Consider the following 14,542-nt stretch of genomic DNA (forward strand, 5'->3'; position numbering starts at 1 on the left):
GCAATTTCAGGAAACGCTTTATACAGAAAAGCCGAACAAGAAAGAATACTCGTCCGGCTGCTCGTTTTTTCACGATAAAACGCCTTGCATAAAACTTGGCGGCTGTTGTTGCATTTTCGGGCTGGCCACTATTTTCTGGCATACGGTACTTGCGGTACGTACTCTGCCCCCTTATGGATGCAAATCCAGTCCAGCTCAGCGACAGCCAGGCGCTCAAAGTTTTCCGCGATGTGAATGTCTCCCCGCTCTCTCCAGGCGGCAATGATCGGGTACATCGGACGATAAAACCCGTTGATAAACCACATGTCGAACAACAGATCCGGATGAACAAGCCCGTTTTTATGCAAGACACCCACCATTTCAAAAAAACCGTACAGCCCTGCAAAATGGGCAAAGCCCTCGCTCCCACGCGGAAAACGTTCCCAAAAAAGCTCGGGCTTCCCCGTTTCCGCGATCGGTTCCAGCTCCGTCGAGAACCACGCCCTTGCCGTGCGCAATCGGTCTGATTCATACTGTTCGTAAAGCTTCAGCATCATGTCGGCATCCTGGTAAGTAGGCACCATGCTTGGATCACCTCCTGAAGAAATTTACAGTACATTGTCCAGTATGAATTCAAAAGGTTCTGGATTCAAGCGAACAGAGCGGTGAATTACGTCGCCCCCCTGTTTTCAACCAGCCGGTCCTGCAGTTCTCTCCTGGTATGGCATTTCATACGGCTGACCCCCCCAAAAAAACAACAAGCAGTTGCCGGAGACATTACTCATTCATCGCCTCCTGCAACTGCTTTTGCGCTTGCGCCTCTTGTCCGATAATGCTCTCAAGTTCATCACGCGGCAACCGTTGAATGATGTCGATGAAATGACCGGCCAGCTTCTCGTCAAACTGCGTGCCAAAACCGCGCCGAATTTCATTCAGCGCTTCCTCCACCGGCAGCCCTTTTCGGTATGGGCGATCTGCCACCATCGCATCAAACGAATCGGATATCGCCAATATTTTCGCCATCAGCGGAATTTCATCCCCGACCAGCCCGTCCGGGTACCCCTTGCCGTCAATGCGTTCATGGTGGGAGCGAATGGCCGGCAGCAATTCATTGAACATGCCCGCCTGTAAAATAATCTCGTATCCAATCACCGTATGCTGTTTGATTTTATCGTATTCCTCCGGTGTTAATCTTCCCTTTTTATTCAGAATTTCATCTTTAATTCCGATCTTGCCGATATCATGCAAAATGCCGCCTATGTAAATTTCTTCGACCTTTTCTGGTGGCAGACCAATCTCTTTTGCGATTTCTCTGCCCCAATGAGCGACGCGCTGAGAGTGACCGCTCGTGTAACGGTCACGCGCGTCGATAGAAGCCGCCATCCCCATCAGAAATCTGTGGTTGAATGACTTGACTTCCTCTACCTTTTGCTGGAGTTTGTTGAGGCTGTCGTAGTATTGATGGTAAACGAAGCTCATCGTGATGAATGCTCCCAAAATCGGAATCAGTGTGACAAGCCCGTAGATTTCCACCAGCCTTGAACCGATGCAGCCCATTACCATGAGCAGCAGGTATGTCAGGGTCGTTCCTCTTGCCAATTCTCTCATCGTGGGGAGCCACTGTACTTTAAAGTAATAGGAAATGCCCATCGCACAGAGAGACATGTTTACATACCAATATACGACTGCGAGAATCATGTCAGAGATTATGGGCGGAATTGCATAACCGCCCATGTAATTTTTGAGAAATTCTACAACCCAGATCGTAATGAGAATCTGCCCAACATTCGAGAGTGCCTTTAGAGGATGAAACCGTACTAAAAACGCCAGCATTAGGGTTTCTATTAACGCAGACCAAACACCAATCCATGCTCCATATAAAATAATCCCCGAACAGATGACGGCATTATTCAATGTGAGTGTCGAGTTAAAGGTACGGATCGGAGCAAAAGAAGCCCCAACCGTAAGTAAAGCATAGATAATCATGGCTCCCCAATGTTCGCGCATGTTCCATTCTTCGATTGCGCTGTAAATGATGAGGAAAGCTAAGCCGATATACCCAATTTGAACAATGAACCCTTTGACATAATTACGGAGATTAATTTTTGGCAGCATAGCTCTTACCTTCACGAAGTTGTATTAGCGATATAGGCTTATTCATAAATCGCTGAACGAGGAAAAAAGTACCTAGCATGATAAATATATCACCAATACTAATAACACGCGGAATTACGAATGGCATGTATATTATATCAGTCAGGAATGGCAGATTTGTACTCTCCGTTAAAACACTGTGCTTGAAATTGGTGCCGTTGATAATCGGGGTCAAGTCGTATGGTGTCTTTTTGGCTTGTTCCAGATCAATAGGCATTTTGCCGTGATTCGTCCAGATGGCAAGTGCATTTAAAAACCAACCGATCATAAGAATTCTGATGTCTTCATACTTCCGATTCGATGCCAAGAATACCAAAATAAGCACATACGAAATCGATACAAAAATACCACCGTAGCTTGGAAGAAAGGCCGAAACTACTTGCAGGGCGATGCTGATAATCAATAGATACAACAATCGAAAACTCGGAATGGCTTTTACTCTGCCGCCCCTCAAGAAAGCTACGATAAAAGAAAAACAAATTACGTCTAATAGCATGTTTTTCAATGCCTCCAAATCTTAAAGAAAAACACCACTTTGCATAAAGCGGTGTTTTATCTTCATCAATCAACCATAGTTATAGTTTGCAGAAATAGCAGCTACGATTGCAGCAACCATCAATACGGTAACGAACCATTTTTTCATATCAATTTCCCCCCCTTAAATATAGTGGAGAAAGCTGGCTTCGCTATTGTCCAACCCAGGGGCCAAGCGACCATGTACAGCCCCTGCGCGTCTTTCCTTTTCTGTCGAAAAGGCCGGATTCGCTACTGGCTCCATACGGACCAAGCGACCAAATACAGCCCGTACTTCTTTGCGACTTTCATACCTATATATTACACATAAGTGTCAAATATCGGCAATCATATATTCATAGGCTATTGGATTTATTTTGAGAAATAGGCCAAAAGAACCGGAGCCTTTTTCACACGAGCGCAGCCAGAATCGCTTTTTGGGCGTGAAGGCGGTTTTCTGCCTGATCAAAAATAAAGGAGCGCGCACCGTCGATGACACCTGCGGTCACTTCTTCGCCGCGGTGAGCCGGCAGGCAGTGCAGGAACAAGTAGTTCGGATCGGCGAGTGCTACCAGTTTTTCATTGACCTGATAGTCGGCAAATGCCTGCAGTCTCACTTCGTTCTCTGCTTCAAAGCCCATGCTGGTCCAGACGTCCGTGTACACCGCATCCGCGCCGGCTACCGCTTCTGCCGGATCGTGGGTTACCATCAATCCTCCGCCGTATTGCCCGGCGTATTCTTTTGCCTTTTGCACGATGGCGGTGTCCATTTCATAGCCCGGCGGAGTCGCTACGCGCACGTCCATGCCCAGGAGAACGGCTGCCAGTACGAGGGAATTCGCCACGTTATTGCCGTCTCCGACGTACGCGAGCTTGATCCCTTGCAGCTTGCCCTTGTGCTCCCAGATCGTCAGCATGTCAGCCAGCGCCTGGCAAGGGTGGTACAGGTCCGTCAGCCCGTTGATGATCGGGATGGTGGCGTGCTCTGCCAGCTCTTCCACATACGCGTGGGAGAAGGTGCGGATCATGATCGCATCGACGTAGCGGGAAAGTACCTTCGCCGTATCGCTGATCGGCTCGCCGCGTCCCAGCTGCAGCTCCTTGCCGCTGAGGAACATGCCCATCCCGCCCAGCTGGTACATGCCTACTTCAAAAGACACACGCGTACGCGTCGACGCCTTGTCAAAGATCATGCCGAGCGTCTTGCCCTGCAGCGGCTGGAACGGCTGTCCCAGTTGCTGCATCTTCTTGATGCGCGCTGCCAGATGCAGCAGCTCCATCAATTCTTCCCCGTTGAACTCGTCGATGCGCAGCAGATCTTTTCCTTTATGCTTGTTGAGCAACAAACTTGGTAAGTGTTCCAATATCTTCACTGGCTGCATGTGAGCCACCTCTTTTCTCCATAATAGACTTCACGTACAAATCGAAGGTTTCAATAGCTGTAAACAGCGGTACGCCTTGTTGCACCAGTCGGCCGCGGATGGCAAAACCTGTGCGGCCCAGGCGGTTGCCGATGGTCGCCGTAATCAGCGCGAAGGCGGCTTTTTCTTTTTGCAGCAGCGCATTTACGGTCAGCTCGTTGTCGATGACATGACTGACGGTTACTCCGCTCTTTTGCAGCCAGTCCGCTGTTCCGGCTGTCGCTGCCAGTACGGCGCCTTCCGCCTGTAGCCGGGCGAGCGTCTTGCTGACGTCCGGCTGCTTGTCGCCGTCTTTCAGGGACACGATCACCAGATGACCTGCTTTCCAGTCGCCGTAAAAGTTATCTTTGAACGCAAACGCCTTGCCTGCCGCTTCCGCGAAGGTGCGCCCCAGGCCGAGCACTTCGCCCGTCGATTTCATCTCTGGTCCGAGCACCGGGTCCACGCCGTTCAGCTTCACTGTCGAGAACACTGGTGCTTTTACGACCGCGAATGGGATGTCCGGCAGCAAGCCTGTGCCGTAGCCAAGTCCGGCGAGCTTTTTCCCCAATTGCGCCTGCACAGCCAGTTGGACCATCGGGATGCCCGTCACTTTGCTCGTGATCGGAACGGTGCGGGAAGCCCGCGGGTTGACCTCCAGCACATAGACCGTGCTGCCGTCGATGACAAACTGGATGTTGATCAGGCCGACTGCGCCCATTTCTTTGGCGATTGCCTCGGTGTAGCTCGCGATCTTTTGTTTGATGTCGTCTGACAAACCTGGTGCCGGGAACAGTGCTACGCTGTCGCCGGAGTGAATGCCGGCTTTTTCGACATGCTGGAAGATGCCTGGAATAATGACGCTTTCGCCGTCGCAGACCGCATCCACTTCGGCTTCGCTGCCCGGCACGTACTTATCTACCAGCAGCGGGAAGAACGACTTGCTGTCCGGATGATTCAACCAGCCTTTGATCGTCGCCTCCAGCTCCCCGAGATCGTGGACGACGACCATCCCCTGACCCCCGATGACGTACGACGGGCGCATCAGCACAGGGAAGCCGATTTCTTCCGCGATTGCGGTCGCATCCTCCAGCGAGAAAACGCCCTTCCCCGGGATGTGCGGGATGTCCAGCTTGCGCAGCATTTCGTAGAACAGCTCGCGGTCTTCTGCGCGCTCGATGGCTGCCAGAGACGTCCCCATCACCTTCAGGCCGGCCTTCTCCAGCTTGGCTGCAAGGTTGATGGCCGTCTGTCCGCCGAATTGCACCATGACGCCTTCCACCTGCTCGCGCTCTGCGATATGCAGGACGTCTTCCACGTGAAGCGGCTCGAAGTACAGATGATCCGCCGTCTCATAGTCCGTACTGACAGTCTCCGGGTTGTTGTTCACGACCACCGCCGCGATGCCGTTCTTTTGCAAAGCCCTGGCTGCGTGCACAGAGCAATAGTCGAATTCAATCCCTTGGCCGATGCGGATCGGGCCAGAGCCGAGAACCATCACCTTGCGTCCCTCCAAGGAGGCGACTTCGTCCACGCCTTGCCAGTCGGAGTAGTAGTAAGGGGTTTTCGCATCGAACTCCGCTGCGCATGTATCCACGATTTTGTATGTCGGGGCAATCCCTGCCTCCCGGCGCATGCTTTTGATTTCTGCTGCGCTGCGGCCGGTCAGAGTCGCGATGGTTTCATCGGCAAAACCGCGGCGTTTGGCCTCCAGCAGCAATTCCGTCGGCAGCACGCTGCCTTCGCAGCAGGACAGCTCGATTTCCAGATCGACAATTTTGCGCAGGCTGCGCAGGAAGAACGGATCGACGCCCGTCAGGCTGTGCAGTTCCTGCTCCGAAAACCCTTTGCGGATCGCCTCTGCAAAGACGAACAGGCGGATGTCGGTCGCTTCCTGCAAGGCGTGCTCCAGTTGTTCCCGCGTCCAGGAGGCCATTTCCGGTCGGGACAGATGCGTGCAGCCTTGCTCCAGCGAGCGCACGGCCTTCAGCAGACCTGCCTCGAGGTTGCGGGCGATAGACATGACTTCTCCTGTCGCTTTCATCTGCGTACCCAGTTTGCGGTCAGCCAGCGGGAACTTGTCGAACGGGAAGCGCGGAATTTTCACGACGATATAGTCCAGAGCCGGCTCGAAGCTCGCGTACGTATAGCCCGTGATCGGGTTCAGCACTTCATCCAGCCCAAAGCCCAGGGCCAGCTTGGCTGCGATGCGGGCGATCGGATAGCCCGTTGCTTTGGAAGCGAGCGCACTGGAACGGCTCACCCGCGGGTTTACTTCGATCAGCACGTAGCGGTCGGATTTCGGGTCGAGCGCGAACTGGATGTTGCAGCCGCCGACGACGCCCAAGGAACGGATGACCTTGGTCGAGACGCTGCGCAGCATTTGATACTGGCGATCCGTCAGCGTCTGGGAAGGAGCAACGACGATGCTATCGCCGGTGTGAATCCCCACCGGGTCGAGGTTTTCCATATTGCAAACGATGATGCAGGTGTCATTGGCATCCCGCATGACTTCGTATTCGATTTCTTTCCATCCTTTTACGCTGCGCTCGATCAGCACCTGGCCGATCGGGCTCGCGGCAATACCGCCTGCCGCCACCTTGCGCAGCGTCTGCTCGTCCTCCGCGATCCCGCCGCCTGCGCCGCCCAGTGTGTAAGCCGGTCGCACGATTACGGGATAGCCGATGGCGTTGGCAAAGGCGATCGCCGCTTCCACGGATTCCACCGTGTCGCTCTCCGGCACCGGCTCGCCGATTTTCTGCATCAACTGCTTGAACAGCTCACGGTCTTCCCCGTTTTGAATGGCCGCGAGTGGCGTTCCCAGCAGCTCGACGTTGTACTTTTCCAATACGCCCGCTTCGGACAAGGCAACAGCCAGATTCAGCCCAGTCTGACCGCCGAGCGTCGGCAAAAGGCCGTCCGGGCGCTCCTTGGCGATGATCGCCGTCACGGACTCGACCGTGAGTGGCTCCAGATATACTTTGTCAGCTACTTGTTCATCAGTCATGATCGTAGCCGGGTTGTTGTTCACCAGGACGACCTGCACGCCTTCCTCTTTGAGAGAGAGGCACGCCTGGGCGCCCGCGTAGTCAAATTCTGCGGCCTGACCGATGACGATCGGGCCGGAACCGATAACCAGCACTTTATGGATGTGAGACAATTTAGGCATAATTTTTCGCTCCTACTACGCGCATCGATTGCAAGAATTGGTGGAAAATGTGTGATGTATCGCCAGGTCCGGGATGTGCCTCCGGATGGAATTGCACGCTGAAAACGGGCAGGGACAGATGGCGGAGCCCTTCGACCGAGCCATCGTTGACATTGCGGTAGGAGACGGCCAAATACCGCTTATCCAGCTCTTCTTCTTTCACTACGTACCCGTGGTTTTGCGAGGTCAGGTACACCTTTCCGGTCAGCAGCTCCTTGACGGGATGGTTGCTGCCGCGGTGGCCGTAGGCGAGCTTTTCCGTCTTGCCGCCGTACATGAGTGCCAGCACCTGATGCCCCAGGCAAATGCCCAGCGTCGGGTACTGCTCTACCGCTTTGCGCCATTCGCTGCAATACGCGAGCAGATGCTCAGGGTCGCCAGGGCCGTTGGAGAACATCAGGCCGTCTGGCTGCAGCGCCTTGATCTGGGCAAATGTCGTATCGAACGGCACGACCGTAACGCGGCAGCCCATGGCGAGCAGCGAATCGAGAATGGACTGCTTCATCCCCAGATCGACCAGCACGACATGCTCGCCGACTCCCGGATAACGCTCGACCTGTTGGCTGGAGACGTTGGCCACGAGCGATTTTTTCGCGTGCTTGTAACGCATCGCCACGACTTCCTCCGCCGCGAGCGGACGGTCGGACATGACGCCGAAGACGGGTCCGTTTTGGCGGACACGCTTGGTAATGGTCCGGGTGTCAATGCCCGCCAGGATCGGGAAGCCGAAGTCCTCTGCCGCTTCTGCCAGCGTCTTGACCGATTCGTAGTGGCTCGGCTCCAGGCACAGCTCGCTGACGATCATCCCGGTCAGCGCCGGCTTGGCGGCCTCGTAGTCTCTTTCGTTGATGCCGTAATTTCCGATCAATGGATATGTGAATGTGACGATCTGCCCTGCAAAAGAGGGGTCCGTCATCACTTCCTGATAACCTGTCATTCCTGTATGAAAAACCACTTCGCCGAATCCGGTGATAGGGGCGCCGTACAGTGTTCCTGTAAACACTTCCCCGCTCTCCAGCGTGAGATAGCCGACACCAATTTCTTTTTTCTCACTGCTCATCTATGAAAGCCACTCCTCTCCAAAGGGCACACTTACCGAGAATTTATGCAACTCTTTGTATTAATATACATTTGAAATTATAAAAATGCAACGAGTTTTTTGTCCCTTCCCACTCGTTGCATTTTTCCAATGCACACAATATTTGCTTTTACGCCTGCGCCAGTCCTTCGCTGAGGGCCGCTACCGCCTGCTTCACTTCCGCTTCTGTCGTGACGAAGGACGGGAGCAGACGCACCACGTTCGGACCTGCCGTCAGCAGGATGACGCCTTTTTGTTCACGCGCGTAGTTCACGGGGCCCGCCGCCGGGATCGCCAGCTCTACGCCGAGCAGCAGACCTTTTCCGCGCACCGTCAGCACTTTGCCGGGATGCTCGGCTTTGAGCTGCTCCAGCTCCTGGACGAGCAGCGCATGAATAGCGGCCACTTTTTCGAGGATGTTTTCCTGTTCCATCGCATCCAGCGTAGCGATGCCTGCCGTCGTTGCGAGCGGGTTGCCGCCAAACGTCGTGCCATGTGTGCCCGGCGCAAAAGCTTCCGCTACCTCCTTGGTCGCCACTACCGCGCCGATCGGGAAGCCGCTGCCCAACCCTTTTGCCAGAGAGATGGCATCCGGCTTCACACCGTACTGCTGGAAGGCGAACCATGTGCCGGTGCGGCCGATGCCTGTCTGGATTTCGTCTACCAAGAGGAGCAACCCATGCTCATCGCACAGTTCGCGCAATGCCGTCACCCATGCTTCCTCGGCCGGATGCACGCCGCCCTCGCCCTGGATCAGCTCGAGCATGATGGCGCACGTCTTGTCCGTGATCGCCGCCTTGACACTTGCCAGATCGTTGTACGGCACGGTAACGAATCCTTGCGGCAGGGGAGCAAAGCCGTCCTTGACCTTGTCTTGCCCCGTCGCCGTCAGCGTGGCCAGCGTGCGTCCGTGGAACGATTGCGCAAACGTGATGATCTCGAAGCGGTCCGTCCCTTTCACTTTTTGCGCATAGCGGCGAGCCAGCTTGATCAGCCCTTCGTTCGCCTCCGCCCCGCTGTTGCAGAAAAACGCCTGATCCAGTCCGGACAAGCGGCTCAGCTTTTCCGCCAGAATGCTTTGCTGCGGAATATTCACCAGGTTCGAGCAGTGCCAGAGGGTGTCCAGCTGTTCGTGCAGCTTGGCCGTCACCTTTGGCGGGACGTGCCCCAGGGATGTTACCGCGATGCCGGACGTGAAATCGAGATACTGCTTGCCCTGGTCGTCCCAGACCTGATTACCCTGGCCTTTGACCAGGCTGATGGGCCATCTTGCATAGTTATTCATGAGATGGATTGGAGCTGTAACCGTGCTCATGGGAATATCCCCTCCCTATTGTGGTTGATTAACGTTCACCCGGACAGTCGTGCCGACAGCCTCTCCGCTGCTCACCGCCAGCACGTCTTCGGCTGTGCCCCGGCAAATCACGACCTGCTGCACGCCCTGCCCCAACGCGTCCAGAGCAGACTGGACCTTTGGTATCATTCCGCCCGTAATAATACCTTCCGCGATCATTCGTTCGATTTCCTCTGTGCTCGCCTCTTGCACCAGCGCCTTGCTGCCATCCGGCTCGGGACGCAGAATGCCGGGAACATCGGTCACCAGGATGAGCTTCTCCGCCGACAGCGCCGCCGCGATCGCGCCTGCCGCCACATCCGCATTGACATTGAACGCATCGGCTCCATCGCGACTGACTGACAGCGGAGCGATGACAGGCACGTAGCCTTGCGCGAGAATCGCCAGCGGAATGGTGGTATCCGCCTGCTTCACTTCGCCTACCCAGCCCAGCGGCTTGGATGTCTTTTCCGCGACCAGTGTCTGCCCGTCGATGCCGCTTGCGCCCCACGCTTTGGCCCCTGCCTGCGTCAGCCGCCGCACCAGCGCCTTGTTAATGCTCCCGCACAAAACCATTTCCACCACGCGCAGCGTATCTTCGCACGTCACGCGCATGCCGTCCACAAACTGCGGCGCAATCTGCACCCGGTCCAGCATGCCGTTGATGGCCGGTCCGCCGCCGTGTACGATGACGATCTGCTTGCCCTCTGCCTGCAGCTTGGCGATCGCCTGAAAAAAGGTGTCCGGCAGCTGATCCATCGTAGAGCCGCCGCATTTGATGACCACGATTCCTTGCATCCGCTCTCCTCCTCTTTACGGGTACACCGGCACAAGCGGCAACCCGGCTTGCTCCGGCAGCTGGAACATGACGTTCATGTTTTGAATGGCCTGGCCTGCTGCGCCTTTGACCATATTGTCAATGACGGACAGAAGAATGATCCGTCCCGTACGTTCGTCGACGTGAACAGCGATGTCGCAGTAGTTGGAGCCGAGCACTTCTTTGGTATGGGGGTGAGTTCCTGCCGGACGGATGCGCACGAAAGGCTTGTCGGCATACGTCGATTCAAACAGCTCCTGCACCTGCTCCTGCGATACGCCCGGCTCCAGCTGTCCGTAAGCGGTTACGAGGATACCGCGGGTCATCGGGACCAAATGCGGTGTAAACTGCACTAGCGACTCCACGCCGCTCTGCTTGGCCAGCTCCTGCTCGATTTCCGGTGTATGCTGATGCTTGGCGACTTTGTATGCATGAATATTCTCATTGATTTCGCTGAAATGCACGCCCATGGACAAGCCTCGTCCCGATCCCGATACACCGGACTTGGCATCCACGATCCAGCTGCCTGGCTTGACCAGGCCGCTTTTCATTACGGGGATCAGGGCGAGCAATGTCGCAGTGGGATAGCAGCCCGGGTTGGCGATGAGAGAGGCTCCGGCCACCTGCTCCTGATTCCACTCCGTCAGGCCGTATACCGCCTTTTGCACCCACTCGGACGGGGCCGGCTCGCGCTTGTACCAGCTGCGGTACGCCTCTCCGCTCTCCAGACGGAAGTCCCCCGACAGGTCAATGACCTTCGTACCGCCGAGCTCCATCAGCTGCGGCGACAAGCCCGCGCTCACACCCGCCGGAGTCGCCAGGAAAACGACATCGTTCTCCTCGCTCATGCTCTGCGCATCGATCGGCGCCAGCTTCGGCAGCCCCAATCCGAACACGTGCGGAAATATTTTTTCCAGCGCCTCGCCTTCCACAGAGCTCGAATACAAATTCGCGATTTGCACATGAGGGTGTCCCGCCAGCAGACGAATCAATTCCGCTCCGCCGTAACCGGTAGCCCCGACTATCCCGACCCGAATCATGAATCTCTCCCCTTCTCCGTAAAACCGTTTGTATTTTTATACATGAATGATAATAAAAATTCACATAGAATACAACCCTAAAAACCCGGGGAGCGCGAAAAAGCGCCCGAAACATCCGAGCGCTCATTCTGTAAAACCGCTTATTTCTTGTCGGCAAGCCACGCTGCAATATTGTCCGCATCGGCATCTTTCACCAGACCGGGGGGCATCGCGCCTTTGCCGTTTTTTAAAATCTCCAGAATCTGGTCTTTGGTCAGTTGGCTGCCGATCTTTTGCAAGTTCGGGCCTACCGCACCTTCCAGCGACTGTCCGTGGCACCCTGCACAAGTATTTTTGAACAGAGTTTCGGCTGCTGCTGCGTCATAGCTGCCAGACGGAGCCGTCGTGGAAGGCGTCTCTGTAGACGGCTGATTCGCCGGCGGCTCGGCTTGCTGACCGCCGCCACAGGCACTTAGCGAGAAGATGAGTACAGCCGTGGCTGCGAAGATCGAGACACGTTTCATGGGCTGTTTCCTCCTTTTCTGGTTACTTCTTCGCTAAGTATGCCACATGTGCCCCGAACTCATTCCTTTCGGCTGGTTTAGGACAACGGCAGTTCCAGCGGATTCCATTCGCGAAGTTCCAGCGTACGCGCTCCTTCTGCCACTACCGGATCGGCTTCCGCCAGCTTCCGCGCTTCCTCCAGGGAGGGGGCCTTGTAAATGACGAGACCGCCTTCTTTATCTGTGAACGGGCCTGCCATGAACACTTTATCCTGCTTGAACAAATCGTTGAGATACTCCAGATGGGCGGGTCTTACCTTTGCATTCAGCTCTTGGTCGATAATGGGTAAAAATGCAACGTACAACATGTAGCTCTCCCCTTTACATCCGTTTTTGGTGAACTGGAAACACTGCTTTTACCAACTTACCACTTTGTCCCGCACAAGGTAAACCTTTTTCCGGCAAGTTTGCTTTTGGAGGCAGCGGGGTGGGGTCTTTGCCCGGTTCGCGCATCGGATCAACTCGTTCGCCAGATGACTCGCGCCTCGCAACTGCAGTGGCCTGTTGCAAAGAAAAAGACGGCGGGTGAGAGTCCCTGCCGTCTTGCAACGCTCGTCAGCGTTTGATTTGCGATCTCAGATAGGCGTCGATGAATACGTCGATCTCCCCGTCCATGACCGCTTGCACGTTGCCTACCTCTACGTTGGTGCGGTGGTCCTTGACCAGGCTGTATGGGTGAAAGACGTACGAACGAATCTGGCTGCCCCAGGCGATGTCCTTTTGTTCGCCCTGGATCGCGGCCATCGCTTTTTCCTGCTCTTCCCGTTTCCGTTCAAACAGACGCGCTGTAAGCATCTTCATGGCGCGCTCCCGGTTTTTGATCTGCGAGCGCTCTGTTTGGCACGTCACGACAATCCCGGTAGGCAAGTGCGTGATCCGGACTGCGGAGTCAGTCGTGTTGATGTGCTGCCCGCCTGCGCCGCTTGAACGGTAGGTGTCGATCTTGAGGTCCTCTGTGCGAATGTCAACCGAGTTGTCGTCCTCGATCTCCGGCAGGACGTTACAGGAGACAAACGAGGTGTGGCGTCTGCCCGATGCATCGAATGGCGAAATCCGTACGAGCCGGTGAACCCCCTTTTCTGATTTGAGGTACCCGTACGCATTGTGCCCTTTGATCAGCAGCGTGACGCTCTTGATGCCTGCCTCGTCCCCTGGCAGGTAGTCCAGGGTCTCCACTTTGAAGCCTTTGGCGTCGCCCCAGCGCGTATACATACGCAGCAGCATCGACGCCCAATCCTGGGATTCCGTCCCACCCGCGCCGGGGTGCAGTTCCAGGATCGCATTGTTCTTATCGTACTGATCGCTCAGCAACAGTTCCAGCTCGAAGCTCTCAAAAGCCTTTTTCAGCTCCTGGGTGCTGTCGTACAGATCCTGGATGAGGGACTGATCCCCTTCTTCGATGACCAGCTCGAGCATCAATTGCAGGTCCTCGTACTGGGAATCCAGCTTGCCCATCGTCTCCACGAGACTTCTGACGGCGTTCAGTTCACTGATAGTTTTTTGCGCTGCATCGTTGTCGTCCCAGAAATCGGGTGCCAGCATGCGCTCCTCCAGTTCACCGATCCGCTCCTCTTTTACAGGGAGGTCAAAGAGACCCCCTGATATCTGCTAAACGCTTAGCCATACTGGACATCTCTTGTTTGATGTCCGCAATATCGATTAATGCCATGTTGCGAATCACCTTCTCTTCCGTAAGCTAAGAATATTGTATCGCAAAATGCCAGATCCGCAACCTGACAACGCGTCAGGAGGGGGAAGGTGGTCGTTTTTTATGGCCATTCGTCAAAGTTGCGGCGGCTTTGGCGGCGACGGCGAAGATCTCAGGTCACGGATTTCGCGTACGGGTCCTCTTTCCGCCGGGGCGGACTTGACAAGCGTCAGGTGAGTGGCGCGCCCCGCCGTTCGTTTTTTCGCGCGTGAATGTTTATTCATTTTTTTGCATGTAATATTCGCACCCTTTGCTCGCTCTGCTCCGCTCTTATCTACAAGCCCATGAGGGGCGACGAGAAATGCATTCGACCAGACCGTCCGGGGAATTTCCGAGACCACTCGCTCTTCGGGAAAAACGGGGTCCTCGGCAGTAAACACTTCCAGCCGTGAGCTGCTTGCCGTTTCTTTCCCATCACTGATGACTTGCACCGATCGATTTTCTTTTCCGACGCGCAGGACGGCCTTCAGCGTATCCGCGATCCGCTCCAGAATGCTTACTGCTTGTATACCCATCACGTTGACTGTCGTTTTCATCGTTCATTCCCCCGTCATCGTGTATTCGGAAAAAGTGTTGTACTTACGATTCTATGGCTTTTTCAAATGATTTCCACCAGAATCGTTCGATGGCTTTTTCCAGTGTTAGACAAATCGACGATCCTCTGCCGACGAGGGAAACAGGAAAGGGACGAACGTTGTCTACGCAAAAGGAATCAACAGGAAAAAAACATCCCCTCCCGCAGGCTGCGGTGGGGATGTCGGCCGCACTTT

Annotated in this window: 13 protein-coding genes; all 13 read right to left on the reverse strand. The window is 55.1% G+C overall.

From position 1 onward, the window contains the following. Positions 1–128: 128 nt before the first annotated feature. The 13 genes from ACFSO0_RS05185 to ACFSO0_RS05245 all read right to left on the reverse strand — a co-directional run bounded on the left by ACFSO0_RS05185 (position 129) and on the right by ACFSO0_RS05245 (position 14,308). Positions 129–563, reverse strand: coding sequence for a DUF4760 domain-containing protein (locus ACFSO0_RS05185; RefSeq protein WP_376877274.1), 435 nt, complete (start codon positions 561–563; stop codon positions 129–131). A gap of 193 nt (positions 564–756) precedes the next feature. Next, a complete protein-coding gene (locus tag ACFSO0_RS05190) occupies positions 757–2,094 on the reverse strand; it encodes an HD-GYP domain-containing protein (protein WP_376877277.1) in 1,338 nt (445 codons plus the stop codon). After that, positions 2,078–2,629 (reverse strand): DUF5317 domain-containing protein, encoded by a 552-nt coding sequence (locus ACFSO0_RS05195; RefSeq protein WP_376877280.1) that lies wholly within the window; start codon positions 2,627–2,629, stop codon positions 2,078–2,080. The genes ACFSO0_RS05190 and ACFSO0_RS05195 overlap by 17 nt, the downstream gene beginning before the upstream one ends. A gap of 427 nt (positions 2,630–3,056) precedes the next feature. Next, complete coding sequence (argF, locus tag ACFSO0_RS05200) at positions 3,057–4,028, reverse strand: ornithine carbamoyltransferase (RefSeq protein WP_376877283.1); 972 nt, start codon at positions 4,026–4,028, stop codon at positions 3,057–3,059. Beyond that, entirely contained in the window at positions 3,973–7,215 is a 3,243-nt protein-coding gene (carB, locus tag ACFSO0_RS05205) for a carbamoyl-phosphate synthase (glutamine-hydrolyzing) large subunit (RefSeq protein ID WP_376877286.1), read from the reverse strand. Before carB ends, argF begins: the two co-directional genes overlap by 56 nt. Beyond that, positions 7,208–8,314: a carbamoyl phosphate synthase small subunit gene (locus tag ACFSO0_RS05210; protein ID WP_376877289.1), complete on the reverse strand. Its 1,107-nt coding sequence runs from the start codon at positions 8,312–8,314 to the stop codon at positions 7,208–7,210. The genes carB and ACFSO0_RS05210 overlap by 8 nt, the downstream gene beginning before the upstream one ends. 148 nt (positions 8,315–8,462) lie before the next feature. Further along, the gene (locus ACFSO0_RS05215; protein WP_376877292.1) at positions 8,463–9,647 is read right to left on the reverse strand and encodes an aspartate aminotransferase family protein; all 1,185 of its coding nucleotides are present in this window, start codon (positions 9,645–9,647) and stop codon (positions 8,463–8,465) included. Between the two features lie 15 nt (positions 9,648–9,662). Further along, positions 9,663–10,463, reverse strand: coding sequence for an acetylglutamate kinase (gene argB / locus ACFSO0_RS05220; RefSeq protein WP_376877295.1), 801 nt, complete (start codon positions 10,461–10,463; stop codon positions 9,663–9,665). A gap of 15 nt (positions 10,464–10,478) precedes the next feature. Next, positions 10,479–11,522 (reverse strand): N-acetyl-gamma-glutamyl-phosphate reductase, encoded by a 1,044-nt coding sequence (gene argC / locus ACFSO0_RS05225; protein ID WP_376877298.1) that lies wholly within the window; start codon positions 11,520–11,522, stop codon positions 10,479–10,481. 140 nt (positions 11,523–11,662) lie between these two features. After that, complete coding sequence (cccB, locus tag ACFSO0_RS05230; RefSeq protein WP_376877301.1) at positions 11,663–12,025, reverse strand: cytochrome c551; 363 nt, start codon at positions 12,023–12,025, stop codon at positions 11,663–11,665. Between the two features lie 77 nt (positions 12,026–12,102). After that, complete coding sequence (locus ACFSO0_RS05235; protein ID WP_376877304.1) at positions 12,103–12,372, reverse strand: YciI family protein; 270 nt, start codon at positions 12,370–12,372, stop codon at positions 12,103–12,105. Between the two features lie 247 nt (positions 12,373–12,619). Next, positions 12,620–13,733 (reverse strand): peptide chain release factor 2 gene (gene prfB / locus ACFSO0_RS05240; RefSeq protein ID WP_376877307.1). Its coding sequence is split into 2 segments (ribosomal slippage): positions 12,620–13,651 and positions 13,653–13,733, totalling 1,113 coding nucleotides; the frame shifts between segments, so codons are not numbered across the junction. A gap of 113 nt (positions 13,734–13,846) precedes the next feature. After that, complete coding sequence (locus ACFSO0_RS05245; RefSeq protein ID WP_376877310.1) at positions 13,847–14,308, reverse strand: hypothetical protein; 462 nt, start codon at positions 14,306–14,308, stop codon at positions 13,847–13,849. Positions 14,309–14,542 lie beyond the last annotated feature (234 nt).

Source organism: Brevibacillus sp. GCM10020057, from assembly GCF_042683565.1.
Taxonomy (GTDB): Bacteria; Bacillota; Bacilli; order Brevibacillales; family Brevibacillaceae; genus Brevibacillus.

Bases quoted from the DNA above. Each gene is read 5' to 3' on its own strand.
- ACFSO0_RS05190 (WP_376877277.1), bottom strand. From the start codon at position 2,094: ATGCTGCCAAAAATTAATCTCCGTAATTATGTCAAAGGGTTCATTGTT.
- ACFSO0_RS05185 (WP_376877274.1), bottom strand. From the start codon at position 563: ATGGTGCCTACTTACCAGGATGCCGACATGATGCTGAAGCTTTACGAA.
- cccB (WP_376877301.1), bottom strand. From the start codon at position 12,025: ATGAAACGTGTCTCGATCTTCGCAGCCACGGCTGTACTCATCTTCTCG.
- ACFSO0_RS05210 (WP_376877289.1), bottom strand. From the start codon at position 8,314: ATGAGCAGTGAGAAAAAAGAAATTGGTGTCGGCTATCTCACGCTGGAG.
- argF (WP_376877283.1), bottom strand. From the start codon at position 4,028: ATGCAGCCAGTGAAGATATTGGAACACTTACCAAGTTTGTTGCTCAAC.
- ACFSO0_RS05195 (WP_376877280.1), bottom strand. From the start codon at position 2,629: ATGCTATTAGACGTAATTTGTTTTTCTTTTATCGTAGCTTTCTTGAGG.
- ACFSO0_RS05215 (WP_376877292.1), bottom strand. From the start codon at position 9,647: ATGAGCACGGTTACAGCTCCAATCCATCTCATGAATAACTATGCAAGA.
- carB (WP_376877286.1), bottom strand. From the start codon at position 7,215: ATGCCTAAATTGTCTCACATCCATAAAGTGCTGGTTATCGGTTCCGGC.
- ACFSO0_RS05235 (WP_376877304.1), bottom strand. From the start codon at position 12,372: ATGTTGTACGTTGCATTTTTACCCATTATCGACCAAGAGCTGAATGCA.
- argC (WP_376877298.1), bottom strand. From the start codon at position 11,522: ATGATTCGGGTCGGGATAGTCGGGGCTACCGGTTACGGCGGAGCGGAA.
- argB (WP_376877295.1), bottom strand. From the start codon at position 10,463: ATGCAAGGAATCGTGGTCATCAAATGCGGCGGCTCTACGATGGATCAG.
- ACFSO0_RS05245 (WP_376877310.1), bottom strand. From the start codon at position 14,308: ATGAAAACGACAGTCAACGTGATGGGTATACAAGCAGTAAGCATTCTG.